The organism is Sorangium sp. So ce426, assembly GCF_051475585.1.
In the GTDB taxonomy this organism is placed as follows: Bacteria; Myxococcota_A; Polyangia; order Polyangiales; family Polyangiaceae; genus Sorangium; species Sorangium cellulosum_B.
The window spans coordinates 3,638,157-3,656,866 of the sequence record NZ_CP150341.1 but is presented as its reverse complement, the minus strand read 5'-3'; the positions used below and the strand labels follow the sequence as shown (position 1 = coordinate 3,656,866).

Sequence of the window (18,710 nt, the reverse complement as noted above, 5' to 3'; positions counted from 1 at the left end):
CGCCGCAGCGAGCCGAACGACGCGGAGGATCCCGTGGCGCACGACGAGGCGCCCCGCTCTGGGCCGTGTGCGCCTGGAGAGAGGAGGAGCGGACCGTGGAACAGCTCTGGCAGCGCATTTCCGAGGGCCGGCACACGGCCTTGCTGAACATCGTCCCCGGGGATCCGCCGGCGCGGCTCGGGCTGCGGATCGTGCGGGTGCGCTGCGACGTCCCCGAGATGACGCTCGGACCGCTGCGCGACGCGCGGACCCAGATCGAGCGCCTCGCCGGCGGGGCGCAGGCGACGATCGATCAGGCGCGCGGCCGCGCCGCCTCGGGGCTCCGGCGCCGCCTCCTCGGCGACGTGCACGAGCTGATGGTGGACGCCGAGTTCATCGAGACCGCGAACCGCCTCGCGCAGCAGGCGGATCGCACGTGGGCCATCGTGTTCGACGCGGTCGAGCACGCCGATCCTGCCACGCTCGACGTGCTGCGCCGGGTGGTGTCCCGCCCCGACGCGCTCCGCGTCGCGCTCGTCCTCTCCTTCCGCCTGCACGCGCCGACCGGCCCCGCGGGCGGCCTGGTCGACGCGATGCGCGCCGCCTGCGGAGCCGACGCGCTCCTCCGGCCGGCCGACGGCGCGATCACGCTGACGAGCGCGACAACGCCCCCGCAGCCGCAGCCGCAGCCGCAGCCGCAGGTCGCGGTGCGCGAGCTGCCCGGCGAGGTGCTCCGGGTGCTCCGCGCCGGCGCGATCGTCGGCTCGGGGTTCGAGAGCGAGCTCGTCGCCGCGCTCCTCCGCGTCGACGCGCTCGACGTGCTCGATGCGCTGCAGCGCGCCGCGGACGCGGGTGTTCCTGTCGAGGACCGCGGCGACGGGCGCTTCCATCTCCCGCAGGAGACCGTCGATACGCTCCGCGGATCGATCCTCCCGTCGCTCGCCCGCGTGTGGCACCGGCGGCTCGCGACGCTGCTCAGCGAGGAGGGGACCGCGCCGGACGCCGCGGCCGCGCGCGAGCCGCGCGCCGCTCCGGGCGTCGCCGCGGCCGATCACCAGGCGGCCCATGCCGCGGCGCCGCCGGCCCACGCCGCGGCGCCGCCGACCCAGAGCGCGGCCATCCTCACGTCGACCGTCGAGCGGCACGTCGTCGGCGGAGCGAACCTCGGCGTGCCTCGCGGCGACGACCCGGCCACGAGGGCCGCCGCGCAGGCGAAGGCCGGGGCGCCGCCGCTCTCGACGGCGCCGCCGTCCGCGTCGTTGCCCGCCATGGCGACGCCGCGCACGGTGGCCGCCGCGCCCGCACCCCCACCGCCGGGCCTGTCGCCGGCGACGGCGTCACCAGCGGCCGCTTCGCCCGGCGTGCCCGTCGCCGGCGGGCCGACCCCCGAGGCCGGCGGCGCGGCGACCGCCGATGAGTGGGAGAAGACCGCCGACCCCACGCTCTCGGTGGCGCGCGGCGGGGTGCCGCGGGCGGCCGAGACGCTGAGGCCGCCGCCAGCCGTGGCCCCTGCCGGCGGTGCGTCCATGAGCAACACGCGCCGCGCGCCGCCGCGCGTCACCCAGGACAGGCCCGCGCCGATGGCCCCCGCAGGGCCCGGCAATCCCGCGTGGCCCTACGCCGATCTGTTCCACCGCAACCCCGAGAGCCGCCGCGTCTCGGAGCCGCCCGAGTCCCTCATGTTCGACGCCCCGCCCGACTCGCTCGACGCGCCCATCCCGGGGCCGATGCGGGTGCCCCGCGATCTCGCGTCCCTCGGCGGCGCCTTCCCGGACGAGCCGAGCCGCTCGGCCCGCGGGGCCTCGCTGCGCGTCCCTGCCGCGCTGTCCGAGCGATCGTCTTCCGGATCCCGCCACGCCTTCTCCTGGCCGGCGGCGGCCGACTCCGTCGCCGGGCGCGCCGCGGCCGAGTCCCTGCGCGCCGCGGCGCCGCTCGGCGTGTCCATGTACCCGGCGCCCGCGGCGCCCGATCGCGCCGAGGCAGCGGGCGCCGCGAGCGCGGCGGCGCACGGCGCTGGACGCCACCTCCACGACGTGCGCGCGGCGGCGCACCTGACCGAGGCGGGCGAGCACGAGGAAGCGGCGCGGCGCTACTGCGCGGCCGCGGTCGAGGCGGCGGACATGGGAGCGTACGCCCAGGCGCTGAGCTACGGGCGGAAGGCGCTCTCGCTGCTCGACGGCATGCCGGCCACGCCCGCGCGCCGCCGGCTCCGCATCGGCGCGCTCGCGGGCATCGCCCGGGTGCAATGGCAGGCGGCCGGCCCGGACCCCGCCAGCACGCTCGCCGACGCGCTCGAGGTGCTCGACGCCGCGCGCGCGCTCCTCGCGCAGGGCGACCCACCGGAGCTGCACGCCGACGTCGCCGTGCTCATCGCTGGCGTCTGTTACGACATGGGCGACGCGCGCTCGCTGGAGCGCGCGCTGGAGGAGCTCGCGACCGCGAGCCGCCAGCTGCTCGACGCCGGGGACGCGCTCGGCGCGGCCCGGCTGCTCAACGATCAGGCGGCGGTCCACGTGCGCATGGGCGATCCCGTCCGCGCGACGCACCTTCTGATCGAGTCGCGCCGGACCTTCGAGGAGCGGGCCCGGGTCGATCCGTCGGCGCGCGTCGAGCTCGCCGAGACCGACCACCTCTTCGCGCGGATCCCGCTCCACGTCCCCGCCCGCCCCGGGCGCGAGTCCGACGCGCTGTCGATGGGCCTCGACCACGCGCTCGCCGCGGAGCGCGCCTACAAGCAGCTCGGCGACACCCGGGAGCTCGCCCGGGTGTGGGAGACGATCGGCCGGCTGGAGCTCCGCAACGGCCGCCTCGACCGCGCGACGCAGCGCCTGACCGCGGCGATCGAGGCCGAGGAGGCGCTCGGCGACCTGCTCGGCCTGGCCCGCTCGACGGCCGCGCTCGCGGAGGTGCTCTCGGCGAAGGGGTTGCACCGGGAGGCGCTGGCGGTGCTGGCCGAGTCGATGGTGATGAACCTCGAGAAGGGCTCGCCGCTCGGGCTCGCGTACAACCGCCGCGCCCTGAACGCGCTCGTCCCGAACATCTCGCTCCAGGGCGAGGAGGCCGAGGAGCTGCGGAAGCTCGCGGCGCAGCTGGCGGCGGCGGAAGCGGCCCTCGGCCGCGCGAAGCTCCCCGGCGAGCTCGACTGAGGCGGGCCCGCGCCGCGCGGCCTCTTGACCTTGCCCGCGCCGCGCGGCCTTTGACCTTGCCGGCGCGCGCCCGCTCCGGCGAAATGCGCCGCATGTCGTCCTCCTCGACGCGGCGCGTGCGCCATGGCGCCGCGCGGCGCTCCTTGCTCGGCTTGCTCGGCTCCCTCGCCCTCTCCGCGGCGTGCGCGCCGGCCCCGCCGGTCCCTCCGGCGGCTGCGCCTCGGCCTGCCGCGTCCGCGCCTCTGGCGCCGCCTTCGCCCGCCGGACCGCCGCGGCCTGCTGCGCCCGCGCCGGAGCGGCCCGGGTACGCGGGGCACGGCGCGGCGAGCGTCTCTCCGGAGATCCTGGCGCGCTACGCGCCGCCTCCGCTCCCGGACGACGTCTCGCGCCGGATCCAGGCCATGCTCGACGTGCGCGCGCCTTCCGGAGGCGTCCTCGGGCCGGATGGCAAGGCGCTCTACTTCACCTGGACGATCACGGGGACGAGGCAGGTCTTCCGGCTCGACGGGCCGCAGCGCTTCCCGCTGCAGCTGACGGGCGGCGAGGATCCGACCGTCGTGGCGGACGTCACGCCGGACGGCGCGCGCCTCGTCCTCTCGCGCGACCGCAAGGGCGAGGAGAACCCCGGGCTCTACCTGCAGGACGTGAAGGGCGGCCCGCTCGTCGCCATCCAGCACATGCCCGGCGTGCAGACGCAGCTCCAGTTCGTCTCCGACGACGGGCGGCACGTTTACTATCGGGCCAACGACGTCAAGAAGGACGCGTACGTCATCTACAGGTACGACATCGCGTCGAGGCAGCGAGAGGTCGTGTTCGATCGCGAGGGCATCTGGCGCGCCGTGGACGCCGCGGGCGACGGCCGCCTGCTGCTCGCGAAGGACGTGGGCTCCAACATGAGCGAGCTCTTCGAGTGGGCGCCTTCCGCGAAGGCCGCTCCGGGCGCCGACCCGCTGACTCCCCTCTTCGGGCAGGGCGAGCGCGAGGACTACAGGGCCCTTTACGGCGCGGCCCCCGGCGAGGTCCTCGTGCTCACGCCGCGCCTCGGGGAGCACCGCCGGCTCTACAGCTGGAAGGCGGGGAAGCTCACGCCGATCTCGCCGGAGATCCCGTTCGACGTCAGCGCGTTCTCCGTCGATCGGGCGAAGAAGAGGATCCTCTACACGGTGAACGAGCGGGGCTACACGCGGCTCCGCGCGCTCGACGCGAGGTCGCACCGCGAGATCAAGCTGCCCGCGCTCCCGGCGGCGGATCACGTGACCCCTGTCTCGACGACGCGGGACGGCCGGTTCACGACGCTGCTCCTGGAGACCTCGACGTCGCCGGCGACGGCGCATGTCCTCGACTGGACGACTGGCAAGCTTTCGCAGTGGCACGCTCCGAGCATGCCCGAGGTGGCGCCGGGCGCGTTCTCGGCGGCCGCGCTGGAGTCCTATCCAGCGCGCGACGGGGCGCAGATCCCGATGTTCGTGCGCCGCCCTGCGCGGTGCGAGCGGCCGTGTCCCGTGATCGTCCATTTCCACGGCGGCCCGGAGGTGCAGACCAGGGCTGGGTTCAGCGCGCGGGCGCAGATCTTCGTGGACGCCGGGTTCGTGTTCGTCGAGCCAAACGTCCGCGGGAGCGACGGTTACGGCAAGACATGGCTGCACGCCGACGACGGCGCGAAGCGGCTCGACGTCATCACGGACATCGAGGACGCCGCGAAGTTCGTCAAGGCGAGCTTCGGCCACGAGGGCCGGCCGCCGAAGGTCGGCATCTTCGGCGGCAGCTACGGCGGCTATTCTTCGCTGATCGGCATGACCATGTTCGCCGGCGCGTACGACGCGGGCGCCGCCGTCGTCGGCATGAGCAACCTCGTGACGTTCCTCCAGAACACGGCGCCTTACCGGCGCATCCTCCGGATCTCCGAGTACGGTGATCCCGAGAAGGATCGGGACGCCTTGCTCAAGCTCTCGCCGATCACGTACCTCGATCGGGTGAAGGCGCCGCTGCTGATCGTGCAGGGCGTGTCCGATCCGCGGGTCCCTGCGGGTGAGTCGGTGCAGATCCAGCAGGCGCTGGAGGCAAGGAAGATCCCGTCCGAGCTCATCCTGTTCGCCGACGAGGGGCACGGCGCGCAGAAGCGGGACAACCAGGTGCTCCAGTACGGGCACCTCGTGCGTTTCTTCCGGGCGCACCTCGGGGGCGGGGACGGCAGGTAAGGAAAGAAATGAACCGCCATGGCGCCGAGGACGCCAAGATTCTTTCTCTCCTTGGCGTCCGTGGTGTCATGGCGGTTCTAAATTCCGCTCTCTCCTGGCGGTTTCAACCCGTCGAGCTCCGGCGTGAGCAGCGGAATCATCACGCGTGCTCGTGCTCGTGCTCGTGCGCGTGCGCGTGCGCGTGCGCGCTGGCCGGCAGGCGTCGCGCGGCGGTGGCCACCTCGGCGGCGCGGGGGGCGCGCGGCAGATCGCCGAAGATCTCGGGCATCAACGACGTCTTGCCGTGGAGCCGGAGCACACACTCCACGAGGAGCTTCGCCGCGCGGTAGGTGTTGAGCCACTCGTCGCGCGCGGCCTTCATCTCCGGGGTGATGGCGCGGCGCGCGAGCCGGGTCTTGCGCACGCTCCGGATGAGCGGCTCGAGGGTGTCCCGGGAGCGCTCGAGGTCGGCCGTCCACGCCTCGCGCTCGGGCAGCTGCCCCTCGTGCTGCTCGATCACCTCGATCGCGTGCGTCAGCGCCGCGGCGAGCGCCGCGGGGCGGCGGCGCAGCACGGTGGCGAGCGTCTGGCCCTGGAGGAGCTCGCGGGCCAGCGCGACCCCGTTGGGCCGCGAGGCGGCGTGCTCCACGAGGCGGCGCAGCAGGCCGCGGCCCGCCGCGACCGGATTGGCCCTGCCGCCCCTCGATCCGCGGACCGCGCCGGGAGGCACGGGAGCGGCCGTCGCGTCCAGCTTCGCCTTGCGCAGGGCTTCGGCCGCGGCGTCGAGGCGCGCCGTGACGGTGCGCAGCGCCTTCCCGAACCCCGCGTCGACCGGCACGACGAGCTTCTGTATCTGCGACGCGGTGAAGCGGCCGTACGTCTCGATGTCACGCTGGTAGATGTAGGGATCGGGCATGGGAGCGACTCCACCGCGCGCGTGCGCGTTCAGGGCGGGCGCCATCATACCTGTCGCCGGCGCCGACGAAAGGAGTCGAGCTCGCGAGAGCGGGAACGGGGGCGCAGCCGACGACAGCCTGCCGCCGACGTCGCGACCTGACCAGACCCTCGTCTCCAGCCTGCCGCCGACGTCGCGACCTGACCAGACCCTCGTCTCCAGCCTGCCGCCGACGTCGCGACCTGACCAGACCCTCGTCTCCAGCCTGCCGCCGACGTCGCGACCTGGCTGAGCCCTCCTCTCGCACCCGCCTCAGAGGTCTCGACCTACCCCAGGGCACGCGCCACGACGTAACCCCCAGGTCTGGATCTGGGCGTTCCTTCAAAATTCTACCGATCCCTGGATCGTACCCCCCTCACGCCCACGGTGATGAGCGCGCTCCACGGTCGCGACGTTCCGGATCCCCCGCACAGGTCCGCCTCACGCGCCCTCTGGATCCCCACGGCCAGGGATCCTGACGTGAAAGGCGGTCCGCGCGCAGCGCCCTGGCTCGGCGCCGTCGAGCCGAGGCGCTCATTCGCAGTTCGCGTTCGGGCAAGGAGTGCACGCAGCGGGCGAGCAATGGCCGTCGACCTCGATATTCCTCGCGCAGAGCGCGTCCAGCACGCTGCCGAACGAGCTCTCGCCGGGGTTCCCCGAGAGAGAGACCCGCGCGCAGGATTGGAACACGACGTCGTTCAGAGGAGACGCGTCCTCGATCAGGTTGTCCGACAGATCCAGTCTGACGATGCGCTGTACGCCCAGGAGGGGTGTGAGGTCGGTGATGGCGTCGGAGCGCGCCTCGATCCACGTGAGACCCGTGAGCCCCGTGACCCAGCTCAGATCCGCGCCGCTCGATCCGATCTCGCTGATCTGCACCACCACCAGCTGCGGGTGGCTGGCGAGCGGGGACGTGTCCGTCAGCGGATTGCGATCGAGCCCCAGGTTCTTCAGCTTGGGCACGTTCGCGGGATCGAGCCCCGCGATCGACGCGATGTGATTGCCGTCGAGCTGAAGGTTCTCGAGGGCTGGAAGCTCCGCTCCGAGGCGCGCGTCCTCGACCTCCGCATCCGCCAGGATCAGCGCCCTCAGGGAGCCGTGGCGCGGCAGCGTCCCGAGGCTCCTCACGTCGGTGTTCGTGAAGTGCGCGACGTTCAGGGCCGGAAACTTGGAGAGGCTCGAGAGCTCGGCGATGTGCGTGCGATCGACCGCGAGTTGGTAGAGGGCCTGCACGCCGTCCAGCCCTTCGAGCGCCTCGAGCGGATTGCCCGACAACATCAGGTGCTGAAGCTCCGGAAGGTCATTGAGGTCGCTCGTCGACGAGATGAGATTGTCCTTCGCGGACAGCGTGGAGAGCGCCGGGTGCCCGGAGAGCGCACCCAGCGAGACGATCCGATTCTCGTCCAGGTACAAGGAAGTGATCCGCGGCAGGCGCGCGAGGACCGAGATGTCCTCGATCTCGTTACCTCGGAGGGACAGCTGCTCGGCCGACGTGGCGCACTCGAGGCCGCTCAGGTCCTCGATGCCGAGTCTGCTGAGGAGGAGCGATCGAGGAACGGCGACCGCCGCCCCCGGAATCGGCTCGTCGGCGCCGAGGCCAAGCATCTGTCGGAGGCCCGCGGCGAGCGCCGGATCCGGCACCTCCAGAATACCGCTGCAGCCCTCCGGAGCGGGCCTGGCGTCGACGCTCGCGCCCGGAGCGCCGCCCGTGTCCGACGCGCTCCCATCGTCGTCGAGGGGGGCGCAGCCGAAGAGGGAAAGGTACGTGGCCAACACGAAGCAGCTTGGCGTTCGGATGAGCATGAGGCGGCTCCAGCAAACCCGATGCCGCCGAGCACGGCCAATTCTGGCGCATCCCGCTCATCCCCCCGCCTGATGGGCCAGGCTGCGCCACATCCCTCGCGCCGCGTCGCAGCCGGCTCGCTCGACGGGCGCGTTCGTCAGCGGCGCGCGCCTTCTGGCGCGCCGACCACGGCGATCGCTCCGTTCTAGCGTTTCATCTAGGATTTTATCCCGTAGGATATGCAGCGCACGGACGGGACCCGTCGGCTGCCCTCGCTCCCGCCCGTGAACCCCGGAGTTTCCGCGGTCGGCGCCGGCCGAGACCACCTTGGCATCCGCCCTGCAATACCCCCCTGCGTCCACGCCAGAGTAGCTCAGCGGTTAGAGCGCGAAAACAACTCCGGACGGTGTTCTCCGGCGCGATGAGCGCCGGCAGTGAGATCCGGGGTTACTTCCCTTCTAAGGACGAGGCAGCGGGTTCGACTCCCGCCTCTGGCACCAGGGTGCAGCGCGGCAGTGAGCGTCACGGTTCCTTCGTTTTGACACGACCAACCCCGTGACCACCATCCTCCGCGCTGCGCCCGCTTTCTCGAGCGGGGCGCACCTTCAACCCGGCGCCCCGCTCTCGACCCCTCGCCGCGCGTGCGTCGAGGATGGAGGTGTCATCATGGCGTTCTTTCAGCATCTCAAGCGTCAGGACAAGCGCAGCGCCGACGCGCACCTGAACTGGATGGGCGGCCGCTCCTACGACATCGCCGATCCGCTGAAGCGCCTGCGCCTCGCGGCCTCGTCGTGCTTCTTCGGCGAGCCCATGTACTACCACCTCGATCCCGCGGATCCGCGCCCGGCGAAGGCCGTGAGCGCGGCGAAGGCGAAGACGTCGGCGAAGGCGGCGAGGAAGGCGGCCGCCCGCGCGCGCCTCTCGGACGCCGAGGTGCGGCGCCTGCGCGAGACGCTCGGCGCCGTGGACCCGGCCGAGTGGCGCAAGCTCTCGCCGGCGGCGCTGATCGAGAAGGCCATCGACGAGGCGCTCGCGGCCGACCCGGAGGCGACGCTCGCCGAGGCGGCGCGGCTGCGCGAGGAGGAGCACATGCGCACGACGCCCCAGGTCATCCTGGTGCGCGCGGCGAACGCCGCCTCCGTGCGCGGGACGGGCCTCGTGCGCCGCTACGCGCCGTCCATCCTGAAGCGGGCGGACGAGCCGGCGGTCGCCCTCGCGTACCAGCTCTACCGCTTTGGCAAGCCGGTGCCGAACGCGCTGAAGCGCGCGCTGCGCGACGCCCTCGAGCGCTTCGATGATCACGCCCTCGCGAAGTACCGGCTCGAGGGCAAGGGGAGCAAGACCGTGGACGTCATGAACCTCGTGCACCCGAAGAGCCCCAGCGTGGACCGCCTCGCGAAGGGCGCCCTCCGCGCGACGGGCCGCACCTGGGAGGCGATCGTCTCGGCGCGCGGCTCGAACCGGTGCGCGTGGCGCAAGGCGCTGCCGGTCATGGGCCACATGGCCCTGCTGCGCAACCTGCGCAACCTGATCGAGGCGGGCGTGCCGTTCGACCAGTTCTTGCCGAAGCTCGTCGAGACGGCCGCGGAGGGCAAGCAGCTGCCGTTCCGGTACTACAGCGCTTACCGCGCCGTGAAGGGCTGCGCGCCGGGCGCCGTGCTCGACGCGGTGGAGAAGTGCCTGAACCGATCGCTCGGCCAGGTGCCGTACTTCCCCGGCCGCGTGATGGTGCTCTGCGACAACAGCGGCTCCGCGCAGGGCACGACCACGAGCAGCCTCGGGACGATGCAGATCTCCACGATCGCGAACCTCACGGGGGTCGTGGCCGGGATGCGCGCGAGCGACGGGCACCTCGGCGTGTTCGGCGACCGGCTGGAGACCTTCGCTGTGCGCAAGCAGGAGAGCGTGTTCTCGCAGCTCGAGAAGGCGGAGCACCTCGCCCGCACGATCGGGACGGCGACCGAGAACGGCGTGTGGCTCTTCTGGGATCGCGCGATCCGCGAGCGGCAGCGCTGGGACTCGGTGTTCGTGATGAGCGACATGCAGGCCGGCCACGGCGGCCTGTACGGTACGCGGCCGAAGGACTACGCGGACTTCGCCTGGAACGGGCACTACATCGACGTGGCGAAGCTCGTGGCGACGTACCGCGCCCGGGTGAACCGCGACGTGCGCGTGTTTTTGGTCCAGGTCGCCGGGTACCAGGACACGCTGGTGCCCGAGTTCTACGACCGCACCTACATCCTCGGCGGCTGGGGTGAGGGGCTGCTGCGCTTCGCCGCGGCGATGGCGCAGGACTAGCGTCCCGTCCCTGGAGAGCGCGAACCCAAGGAGCGCAGCAGCGGGTGCCGAGTCCGCTGCTGCGCCAAGGACGGCCGATGGATCTGGGCGTCGGGCGACGACGCGGAGCGCAGGGTCACAGCGGCTGACGGCACGACGCATCGCGGGCGCGCCTTCGCGCTCCTCGATGTGGTGAGCCTCGTGGCCTCGCTGTCGCCGGCGAGCGCCGCCTCGGGCTCGCGGGGGGGCCCGCCCTTCCCCTCCGGGCCTGCGCCAGCCCGAGACGATCCTCGATCCGGCAGGCGCCGATCAGAAGCTCAAGGCGTTCGGCGCCCGCGTCGCGCGCGACGTGCGGCGGTGAAGGTCGGCGCGGGCTGCGCCGTCACTCGCACGCGTAGCCCACTCCGCTGCAGTCGTTCGGGCACTCGTCGCAGTAGACGCAGGAATACATGGCATGGGCCAGCGCGGCGCCCGCCGGGAACGTCTCCGCGCATTCGGCCACGCATTCAGGATCCAGCCCGCACGTGACCGTAGTGCACTCCAGGTAGAGGACGCATGAGTCGCTGCCCCCGCAGGCGTCGAGAGCAGCTGAGCAGTTGCCTGCGAACGCGCATTGGACACACCCGCTGGCATAATCTCCGCAGACGTTCGTGTTGTCGCAGACGAGCTCCTCCTCCAGGGCGAAGGCGTCTGTCGCGTGGCTCTCGCTGCCACACCCCGCCTCGCCCGGCGCGCAGTCGCTCGCTTCGCCTGGTGAGGCGACCGTGCACGACGCCGCGGACACGGCAGCTCCCGCGGCGACGCAGAACAACATGAGCGAAGACGCAATCCTGAAGCGCAAAGCGAGCTTTTTCGATGTCATTGATTTTCCTCCAGCAGACGTGGTGGCAAGGCGGGCTCTAGACCCAATACATCGTTGAAGACAAGCCTGTCACCGCCCCCCCGCAGCGTTAACCTAATCAGCGGAGCCGATCAAGCGGCAGCTGCTCTGACGCAGCGGCGTGACATGTCACGTGACATCGGAGAGGCGTGACATGTCACGTGACATGGGAGAGGCGTGACATGTCACGTGACATGGGAGAGGCGTGACATGTCACGTGACATGGGACATCGGAGGCCCGACTCCGCACGCCGGCGGTGAAGTGAAAGCGGCTACGCTGTACGGCGTGTCATCGGAGCCGGCGCGGCGCGCGCAGGGGCCGTATCAGGGACACGTCAGGTCGTCCGCAGCGCAGGCCTCGCTCGGCGGAGCGATGTCCGCGCGCCCGTTCGCCGGCTGCGAGCTCCGGATATAGAAGTCGCTCTGGACGAAGCGATCGACCCGCGTGAACACGATATCCACGCTCGGGGAGCTCCGCCCCTCGTGCCAGGCGCTCTGCGCGCCGCCCATGGACTGACCCTTGTCCACCACCCGCGCAGGGCCGCCCTGGAGGTGGATGCCTCCACAGGTGCCGACGGCAACGTCGCTCGGTCCGATGAGCTCAGCGCGCGCATGGAGCGACGCCGTGCACCCCTGACGGAGCGATCACGACGCCACAACGCAACACGCCGCGAGCAGCCTCACCGACCGGGTCGGGGGCCGCTCACGGCGAGCGCATCACGACGGTGGCAGAGGTTCGCTCAGGCTTTGCCGCCGAGCCCGAAGCCATCGTGCAGCGCACGGACGGCGAGCTCGGCATACTTCGTCGAGACGAGGCACGAGATCTTGATCTCGCTCGTGGAGATCGCCTGGATGTTGATCCCCTCCGCCGCGAGCAGCTGGAACATCCGCGCCGCCACGCCCGCGTGCGTCCGCATCCCGAGGCCGACGATCGACACCTTCACGATGTCCTCCTCGTAACGGATGCTCATCGCGCGCACGCCGCTGGAGACCTTCTCCATCACGAGCTTCGCCCGCGGGAGATCCGCCTTGCCAACGGTGAACGTGACGTCCGCCTTTACCTCGCCGGACGTGCCGCGCGTCTCCAGGCCGTAGCTCGGCGCGTTCTGGATGATCATGTCGACGCTGATGTTCTCCTCGGCCAGCGCGCCGAAGATCTGCGCCACGACGCCCGGCTTGTCGTCGACGCCGACGAGCATCACCCGCGCCTCGTTCCGGTCGAGCGCCACGCCCGTCACCGTCACGCTCTCGAGGGACTGCTCCTCGCTGACGACCCACGTGCCCGGCACGTCCGAGAACGATGACCGCACATGCACCGGGACACCGTACTTCATCGCAACCTCCACGCTCCGTATCTGAAGGACCTTCGCTCCCAGCGAGGCGAGCTCCAGCATCTCTTCGTAGCTGATCCGCTCGATCTTCCGCGCCGTCTTGCAGATGTTCGGGTCCGTCGTGTAAACGCCGTCGACGTCCGTGTAGATCTCGCACTCGGCGCCCACCGCCGCCGCGATCGCCACGGCGCTCGTGTCGCTGCCGCCCCGGCCGAGCGTCGTGATGTTGCCCGCGTCGTCCACGCCCTGGAACCCGGCGACCACCGCGATCTTCCCCCCGGCCAGCGCCTCGTGCAGCCGCTGGGCGTCGATCGCCTTGATCCGCGCCTTCGTATAGGCGCTGTCCGTCAGGATCTTCAGCTGGTGGCCGAGGAAGCTCCGCGCCTTGCCCCCCTGCGCCTGGATCGCGATCGCCATCAGCGCAGCCGAGACCTGCTCGCCGGTCGCCGCGAGCGCGTCCATTTCCCGCGCGTCGGGCACGGGCGCGATGTCCGACGCCAGCTTGAGCAGCCGGTTCGTCTCGCCGGACATCGCGCTGACGATGACCACGACGTCGTGACCGGCCTGCTGTGTGGCGAGCGCCCGCGCGGCCGCCCGCTGGATGCGCTCGATGGACCCGACGGACGTGCCGCCGAACTTCTGGACGATGAGGCTCACGCGAGGTGTGGCCAACTAGTCCAACACAGCCGCTCGGGTCAAGGAGAAATTCGGCAACGGCGCGCGCCGGACGAGCCCGTCCCGCGCACGACACGCCGCGGAGGAACCGCTGCGACCCCGCCAAACCGGGGATAGCCCGGACAACCGTGCCCGGTGCGCCCCCGATCGCCGGGAATAAACCCCAGGTTCAGCCGCTTCGGGTCGGCGCTGTTGACAGAGATCCACCCGCCGCTACGATGGCGCCGCCATTCGCCTGGGTAATGGGTGATCCAGGGTGCCACAACGGCGCGCCCGCCGGTCAGTGCGGGGGGGATCGCCAGGGGCGAACGACGGAGCAGGGCGCTCCGCTTCTCAAGGAACCATCTAAGGAGGTCATTTTGGCTAGCGATGTGATGATCGAGGCGAGCTCGCTGACCAAGCGCTATGGGTCGCTGCGCGCGCTCGACAAGGTGAGCTTCGAGGTCCATCGCGGCGAGGTCGTCGGCTTCCTGGGACCGAACGGGGCCGGCAAGTCGACGACGATGCGCATCCTCACCTGCTTCCTCTCGGCGTCGGCCGGGACGGCGCGGGTCCACGGGTACGACGTCTTCGACGACCCGCTCGATGTCCGGCGCAAGCTCGGGTACCTGCCCCAGCGCGCCCCGCTCTACGGCGAGATGAACGTCTGGGAATACCTCTCGTTCGTCGCCGACATGCGCGGCCTCGATCACTCGCTCTTCAAGAAGCGGATGAAGGGGATCGTCGAGGTGTGCGGCCTCGCCCAGGTGCTCGGCAAGGACATCGGCACGCTCTCCCACGGCTATCGCCAGCGCGTCGGCCTCGGCCAGGCGCTCGTCCACGACCCCCCGATCCTCATCCTCGACGAGCCGACGAGCGATCTCGACCCGAACGAGAAGGCGGAGGTCATCCGCTACATCAAGGAGATCGGCAAGGAGCGGACGATCCTCCTCTCCACCCACAACCTGTCCGAGGTCGAGGCCGCCTGTGCCCGCGCCATCGTCGTCTCCAAGGGGCGCGTCGTCGCCGACGGCCCGCTCGACGACATCCGCGCCAAGAGCGGCAAGGTCCGGTACGTCATCACCGTCCACGAGAAGAAGGTCTTCGAGGGCGGCGACGGTTACCGGTCGGGCGCGCGCAAGCCCCCGACGGCCCAGGAGGTCCAGGAGGCGCTCTCCGGTCTGCCCGGCGTCACCAGCGTCACCGAGCTGCCGACCGGCGACAGCGCCCACAGCTTCCAGCTGCTCGGCGCGCTCGGCGGCGACATCCGGCCCGAGCTCTTCCAGCTCGTCGTGCAGAAGGGCTGGCTCCTCCTCGAGATGCGGCGCGACTCGCAGAGCCTCGAGGACGTGTTCAAGGCGCTCACGCGCGGCGACGAGCGCAAGGACCGCGGCCGCAAGCTGATCACCGACGACCTCGACGACGAGGACGAGGCGGGCGCGCCGGCCGACGACGAGGACGACGAGGACGACGAGGACGAGGACGACGACAGCGCCGGCGACGAAGCCAAGGACGGCGGCGACGGCGACGAGGACGAAGGCGCGAAGGAAGAAGCGCCCGCCAAGAAGAAGGGCTGAACGGTATGAGCACCACCCTGACCATCGCGAAGCGGGAGTTCCGCTCCAACTTCGATTCCCCCCTGGCCTATGTCGTGATCTGCTTCGGGCTGATCGCGCTCGGCGTCATCTTCTTCCTGATGAACGGCGGCTTCTGGCAGGCGGACCGCGCCTCGCTCGTGCAGCTGTTCAGCTGGGCGCCGATAGGGCTCTCCTTCCTCATCATCCCCGTCATCACGATGCGGCTCATCGCCGAGGAGAAGCGGAGCGGCACGCTGGAGATGCTGATCACCCTGCCCGTGCAGGATCACGAGGTCGTCCTCGGCAAGTTCCTCGGCGCGTGGGGGCTCGTCCTCGTGCTCGTCTTCTCGACGATCCTCTACCCGCTGATGATGTTCGTGTGGCCCTGGCACCTCGGCGCGCTCGACAGCGGGCCGGTGCTCTCGGGGTACATCGGCCTCGTGCTCTACAGCGCGGCGGCGGTGTCCATCGGCCTCCTCATCTCGTCGCTGACCGACAGCCAGGTGATCGCGTTCTTCATCACCTTCCTGGTGCTCGGCTTCCTGCACGGCGTGGACAACCTCGCCGACTACGCCCCGTCGCTCTTCCGCGACGTCCTCTCCTTCATCAGCTTCGACACCCGCCTCACGCCGTTCGCGCGCGGCATGGTGTCCACCCGAGACATCGTCTTCTTCCTCTCGATCACAGCGGGCTGCCTCATGGCCTCGTTCAGGGCGCTCGAGCGCAGGAAGTGGGCGTAAGGACCAACCATGGAACGGAAAGCCAAAGCCGCGACGCAGACAGGCGTCTACCTGGCCATCGTCGCCGCCATCCTCGTGGCGGCCAACATCATCTCGTACGGCGCCTACAAGCGCTTCGACATGACGAAGGCCGAGAGGTTCACCCTCTCGAAGGGCTCGGCCCACCTCGTCCGCGAGGGGCTCAAGCAGGATCTCCAGATCGACGTCTACGTCACCCGGGGGCTCCCGAAGCACGAGGCGTTCATCCAGGACCTCACCGACCTCATGAACGAGTACGAGCAGGCCTCGAACGGCAAGCTCCACTACGCGATCATCGAGGCGAAGACGGACGAGCAGCGCGCCGCCGCCAAGGAGGCGGGCCTGCAGGAGGCCGCCTTCGGCGAGGGGAGCGAGACCGGCCAGGATCAGGCCACGATCACCCGCGGGTTCATGGGCATCGCCTTCAAGTACGGCAGCGAGAAGGAGGCGATCCCGATGCTCTCGCCGGACCAGGCGCAGGGCCTCGAGTTCTGGATCACGAACACCATCCGCGAGATCCGCGACAAGGCGGACGCCATCGACACCAAGATCGGCGTCGTGACCGGCAAGGATGAGATCAAGCTGACGGACGCGAACCTCGTCGCGTCGCAGGGCGGCCGGGGCGGCGGCCCGTCGATGCGCGCGCTGCTCGAGCACCACTTCCCGTTCTACAAGTTCGAGGACGTCGATCTGAAGGGCGGCGACAGCGAGATCAACAAGGAGCTCGCCGGCCTCGTGATCACGCAGCCGGGCAAGGAGTTCACCGAGAAGGAGCTGCGCCGCATCGACCAGTTCATGATGCTGGGCAACAAGGCGCTCGCCGTGTTCGCCGGCGCGGTGAACCTCAAGGCGTCCGACCCGGCGATGAAGGCGTCGCTCAACACCTGGGGCCTCGAGAAGCTGCTCGACGGCTACGGCGTCGAGATGAAGAAGGAGGCGATCCTCGACTGGAGCCGCTCGATGGCCATCCCGGTGCAGACGCAGTCGGGCCAGATGATGTGGTTCCGCGCGCCGGGCATCCTCCAGCTCCAGGAGGACAGCCGCTTCGACGAGAAGGAGCAGATCCTCGACTCGTCGTTCCCCGGCTTCTTCCGCCTCCCCGAGCTCTCCTTCCCCTTCCCGTCGACCCTCGTGCCGCACCCGGAGAAGCAGCCCGAGGCGACGATGAAGGTCGTGGCGCGCTCGACGCCGAAGACGACGGTCGACGTGTCCGAGGCCATCGACATGAAGTTCTCGGCGGACTGGAAGCCGAAGGGCGAGTACGCGCAGCGCGCGATCGCGGTGACGGTCGAGGGCAAGCTCAAGAGCGCCTTCGGCGGCCAGGAGGGGCTCGGCATCAGCGCGCCCGCGGAGAGCGCGGACAAGGGCCGGATCCTCGTGCTCTCGGCGTCGCAGTTCCTCGCGAACCCGTTCGCCCGCTCCGGCAACCCGCCCCCCATGCCGCCGCAGATGGCGATGATGGGCGGGATGGGCGGCGACGAGGATCTCCTGATGCTCTCGCAGCCGTACGCGCAGAAGTACCTGACCGCCACCATCCTGGCGTTCAAGAACACCCTCGACTGGATGGCGGGGGACAGCACGCTGCTCGCCGCGACCGCGAAGATGTTCGGCGAGACGAACCTGACCTACGCGGGCATCGAGAAGCCGAAGCAGGAGGCCACGGACGACGAGGCCACCCTGGCGAAGAAGGCCGAGGAGTACCGGGCGGAGCGCAAGACGGTGCAGCAGCGCGTGCAGTGGACGCTGACGCTCCTGCCGGCGGCGCTCTTCGCCGTGTTCGGCCTCATCCGGTGGCGGCGTCGCGAGAGCGCCCGCGAGAACATCACGCTCGACTGAGCCAGAGCCCCATCGGGTGAAAGAGCCATGAAGACCGAGCACAGAATCTACATCGCCCTCGCCGTCCTCGCGCTCCTCGGCCTCGGCGTGTACTTCACGCAGAAGAAGCAGAAGGACGAGCTCGCCGCGCACTCGGCGACCGCCGCCACGGCGGATCTGCCGAAGGTGGGCGTCTCGAAGGACGACGTCGAGAAGGTCACGAAGATCGCGATCAAGAACGCCGACAAGTCCGACGTGACGCTCGAGAAGAAGGGCGACACGTGGGAGGTCACGAAGCCCGTCAATGCCAAGGCGAACGCGGCGAACGTGCGGAGCCTCCTCGACAACCTGAAGGAGCTCAAGCTGAAGGAGGTCATCGACCGGACGAGCGGCACGTACGGTCAGTACGAGCTCACCGACGAGAAGGCGCTCCACGTCGTCGCGTACAAGGGCGAGGAGAAGGCGCTCGACCTGTACTTCGGCAAGAGCGGCTCGCGCGGGCAGATGGCGCGCGTCGACGGGCAGGACGGCGTCTACGTCGCGGGCGGCTACTCGAGCTACCTCTACACGCGGGAGCCGAAGAACTGGCGCGAGACGTCGATCCTCAAGTTCGAGGACGAGAACGCTATCCAGGTCTCGGTCGAGAACAAGAACGGCCTGTTCAGCTTCTCGAAGAACGGCGACAAGTGGGCCGGCACGTTCGCTCAGCGCGACAAGGGCGGCAAGCTGGGCGCGGCCTCCGCGAAGTGGGAGAAGTTCGACGAGGCCAAGGTGAAGGACCTGCTGCGCGCCTTCAAGAACCTCGGCGCGGAGGACTTTGGCGACGAGAAGTCGGACACCGGGCTCGACGCGGCGGCCTCGAACGGCGGCATCATCACGATCAAGCTGAAGGACAACGCGGGCGACTTCACCGTCAACGTGGGCAAGATCGCGAAGGGGTCGAGCCGCTACGCCACGAAGGAAGGCGGCGACGGCACGATCTACGTCCTGTCGTCGTGGTCGGCCGACTGGGCCCTCGCAGAGGCGAAGAGGTTCGAGAAGACCGAGAAGAAGGACGACAAGAAGGGCGAAGACGCCCATGACGACGAGGCGGCGGGCCACATGGGCCTGGACGGCGTCGAGTAGCCGGCGACGTCGCGCATGAGAGCGGGAGGCGCTGGGAGACCGGCGCCTCCTTGCATTTTGTGCGCCCGCCTCCCGAAGCCGCGTCGGCGTCGCTGCGGCCCAACCAGACAACCTCAACCCGGGTCGGCGCCGGAAACCTCAACCCGGGTCGGCGACGGAAACCTCAACCCGGGTCGGCGCCGGAAACCTCAACCCGGGTCGGCGACGGAAACCTCAACCCGGGTCGGCGCCGGAAACCTCAACCCGGGTCGGCGACGGCAACCTCAACCTGGGT

Annotated in this window: 12 protein-coding genes and 1 tRNA gene; 8 read left to right on the top strand and 5 right to left on the bottom strand. The window is 70.5% G+C overall.

The window, feature by feature from the left end; genetic code table 11:
* Positions 1–95: 95 nt before the first annotated feature.
* Complete coding sequence (locus WMF44_RS13800; protein WP_437299582.1) at positions 96–3,125, top strand: hypothetical protein; 3,030 nt, start codon at positions 96–98, stop codon at positions 3,123–3,125.
* Between the two features lie 92 nt (positions 3,126–3,217).
* Positions 3,218–5,323, top strand: a complete 2,106-nt coding sequence (locus WMF44_RS13795) for a S9 family peptidase (RefSeq protein ID WP_437299581.1) — start codon at positions 3,218–3,220, stop codon at positions 5,321–5,323.
* 139 nt (positions 5,324–5,462) lie between these two features.
* On the opposite strand, the gene WMF44_RS13790 is transcribed toward WMF44_RS13795, so the two are convergent.
* Both WMF44_RS13790 and WMF44_RS13785 read right to left on the bottom strand, forming a co-directional pair.
* Entirely contained in the window at positions 5,463–6,218 is a 756-nt protein-coding gene (locus tag WMF44_RS13790; protein ID WP_437299580.1) for a hypothetical protein, read from the bottom strand.
* 552 nt (positions 6,219–6,770) lie between these two features.
* Entirely contained in the window at positions 6,771–8,009 is a 1,239-nt protein-coding gene (locus tag WMF44_RS13785; protein WP_437299579.1) for a leucine-rich repeat domain-containing protein, read from the bottom strand.
* A gap of 372 nt (positions 8,010–8,381) precedes the next feature.
* On the opposite strand from WMF44_RS13785, the gene WMF44_RS13780 reads away from it, so the two are divergent.
* Positions 8,382–8,519 (top strand) — tRNA-Arg (locus tag WMF44_RS13780).
* A gap of 166 nt (positions 8,520–8,685) precedes the next feature.
* Positions 8,686–10,317, top strand: a complete 1,632-nt coding sequence (locus WMF44_RS13775; RefSeq protein WP_437299578.1) for a TROVE domain-containing protein — start codon at positions 8,686–8,688, stop codon at positions 10,315–10,317.
* A 361-nt stretch (positions 10,318–10,678) separates the two neighbouring features.
* Here the strand turns inward: WMF44_RS13775 and WMF44_RS13770 are convergent, their stop codons facing one another.
* From WMF44_RS13770 to WMF44_RS13760, 3 genes are all read right to left on the bottom strand, one after another.
* Positions 10,679–11,110, bottom strand: coding sequence for a hypothetical protein (locus tag WMF44_RS13770; protein ID WP_437299577.1), 432 nt, complete (start codon positions 11,108–11,110; stop codon positions 10,679–10,681).
* Positions 11,111–11,500: 390 nt separating this feature from the next.
* Complete coding sequence (locus WMF44_RS13765; protein ID WP_437299576.1) at positions 11,501–11,686, bottom strand: hypothetical protein; 186 nt, start codon at positions 11,684–11,686, stop codon at positions 11,501–11,503.
* Positions 11,687–11,916: 230 nt separating this feature from the next.
* Positions 11,917–13,164 carry an aspartate kinase gene (locus WMF44_RS13760; RefSeq protein WP_012235167.1) on the bottom strand — a complete coding sequence of 416 codons (1,248 nt, stop codon included), beginning with the start codon at positions 13,162–13,164 and terminating at the stop codon, positions 11,917–11,919.
* A gap of 377 nt (positions 13,165–13,541) precedes the next feature.
* Between WMF44_RS13760 and WMF44_RS13755 the strand changes: the two genes are divergently transcribed.
* The 4 genes from WMF44_RS13755 to WMF44_RS13740 are packed head-to-tail and all read left to right on the top strand — an operon-like array spanning position 13,542 to position 18,436.
* Positions 13,542–14,738, top strand: coding sequence for an ATP-binding cassette domain-containing protein (locus WMF44_RS13755; RefSeq protein WP_437299575.1), 1,197 nt, complete (start codon positions 13,542–13,544; stop codon positions 14,736–14,738).
* 5 nt (positions 14,739–14,743) lie between these two features.
* Entirely contained in the window at positions 14,744–15,478 is a 735-nt protein-coding gene (locus WMF44_RS13750; protein ID WP_012235165.1) for an ABC transporter permease, read from the top strand.
* Positions 15,479–15,487: 9 nt separating this feature from the next.
* Positions 15,488–17,332, top strand: coding sequence for a GldG family protein (locus WMF44_RS13745; RefSeq protein WP_437299574.1), 1,845 nt, complete (start codon positions 15,488–15,490; stop codon positions 17,330–17,332).
* 27 nt (positions 17,333–17,359) lie between these two features.
* Positions 17,360–18,436 (top strand): DUF4340 domain-containing protein, encoded by a 1,077-nt coding sequence (locus WMF44_RS13740; protein ID WP_437299573.1) that lies wholly within the window; start codon positions 17,360–17,362, stop codon positions 18,434–18,436.
* Positions 18,437–18,710: the final 274 nt, after the last annotated feature.

What these genes read in the sequence shown, in the direction of transcription:
- WMF44_RS13795 (WP_437299581.1), top strand. Translation starts at nt 3,218, where the DNA reads ATGTCGTCCTCCTCGACGCGGCGCGTGCGCCATGGCGCCGCGCGGCGC.
- WMF44_RS13790 (WP_437299580.1), bottom strand. Translation starts at nt 6,218, where the DNA reads ATGCCCGATCCCTACATCTACCAGCGTGACATCGAGACGTACGGCCGC.
- WMF44_RS13775 (WP_437299578.1), top strand. Translation starts at nt 8,686, where the DNA reads ATGGCGTTCTTTCAGCATCTCAAGCGTCAGGACAAGCGCAGCGCCGAC.
- WMF44_RS13770 (WP_437299577.1), bottom strand. Translation starts at nt 11,110, where the DNA reads ATGTTGTTCTGCGTCGCCGCGGGAGCTGCCGTGTCCGCGGCGTCGTGC.
- WMF44_RS13765 (WP_437299576.1), bottom strand. Translation starts at nt 11,686, where the DNA reads ATGGGCGGCGCGCAGAGCGCCTGGCACGAGGGGCGGAGCTCCCCGAGC.
- WMF44_RS13750 (WP_012235165.1), top strand. Translation starts at nt 14,744, where the DNA reads ATGAGCACCACCCTGACCATCGCGAAGCGGGAGTTCCGCTCCAACTTC.
- WMF44_RS13745 (WP_437299574.1), top strand. Translation starts at nt 15,488, where the DNA reads ATGGAACGGAAAGCCAAAGCCGCGACGCAGACAGGCGTCTACCTGGCC.
- WMF44_RS13740 (WP_437299573.1), top strand. Translation starts at nt 17,360, where the DNA reads ATGAAGACCGAGCACAGAATCTACATCGCCCTCGCCGTCCTCGCGCTC.